Below are 1,236 nucleotides of genomic sequence, written 5' to 3'. Positions count from 1 at the left end.
ATGCCGGGGGGCCGTCAGCTGGTGGCGTATGTGGTGCCGGAGGACGGGGAGGCCCTGTCCCCGGAGGTGCTGGAGCAGTTCGTGGCGGAGCGGTTGCCGCAGTACATGGTGCCGTCGGCGGTGGTGGTGCTGGCGGAGCTTCCGTTGACGGTGAACGGCAAGGTGGACCGCGCCGCCCTGCCCGCACCCGACTACACAAGCCTGTCGTCGCAGCGAGGACCGTCCTCCGTGCTGGAAGAGGTACTGTGTGCCGCCTTCGCCGAGGTTCTCGGGCTGGAGCGGGTCGGGGTCGACGACAACTTCTTCAGGCTGGGCGGTCACTCACTGCTCGCGGTGTCGCTGGTGGAGAAGCTTCGCGAGCGTGGCGTGGCGGTGAGCGTCAAGGCGTTGTTCACCACACCGACGCCGGCCGGGATCGCGGCCGGTGCCACAGGCTCACTGGTGGAGGTGCCGCCGAACCTGATCCCTGAGGGTGCCGCCGCCATCCGGCCGGAGATGCTGCCGCTGGTCGATCTCAGCCAGGAGGAGATCGACCTGATCTGCACTCGCATCCCTGGCGGCGCCGGGAACGTGGCGGACGTCTATCCGCTGACGCCGTTGCAGGAGGGCATGTTCTTCCACCACTTGCTGGCTGAGGACGGCGAGGATCTCTACCTTGTGCCGACGGTTGTCGCCTTCGACTCCCGTGAACACCTCGACGCGGCGCTGTCCGCGTTGCAGCAGGTGGTGGACCGGCATGACATCTACCGGACCGCGATCGTGTGGGAGGGGCTCCGCGAACCCGTGCAGGTGGTGTGCCGACAAGCGGAGGTACGAGCCGTCGAGGTGGCCTTGAGCTCCGGTACGGCTGTGGCAGACCAGCTCCTGGCCCTGGCCGACTCGCGCATCGACCTGGCCCAGGCGCCGCTGATTCGTGCCCACGTCGCGCGCGATCCGCAGACAGGTCAATGGGTGGCCTTGCTGCAGATGCACCACCTTGTCCAGGACCACACCGGATGGGACATCGTCCAAAGCGAGATAGCCGCACTGATCCGCGGTGACGTCGATGGGTTGCCTGAGCCGGTGCCTTTCCGGGATTTCGTGGCTCATGCGCGGTTGGGTGTCTCCCGTGCGGAGCATGAGGCGTATTTCGCTGGGTTGTTGGGTGATGTGACGGAGACGACGGCGCCGTTCGGGCTGCTGGATGTGCACCGTGATGGTGAGGATCTGAGTCGGGCTCGTGTGGTGCTGGACGGG

General features: G+C 67.0%; 1 protein-coding gene. It reads left to right on the top strand.

Annotated features, from left to right (window positions below; translation table 11 throughout):
• A partial coding sequence (locus ACFY0P_RS52200; RefSeq protein WP_388929543.1) for a condensation domain-containing protein occupies window positions 1-1,236 on the top strand: 1,236 nt, incomplete at its 3' end.

This window comes from Streptomyces sp. NPDC001714 (assembly GCF_042892755.1).
Classification (GTDB): Bacteria; Actinomycetota; Actinomycetes; order Streptomycetales; family Streptomycetaceae; genus Streptomyces.
Note: the sequence above shows the minus strand (reverse complement) of the source record. Positions and strands in the feature narration are given on the sequence as shown.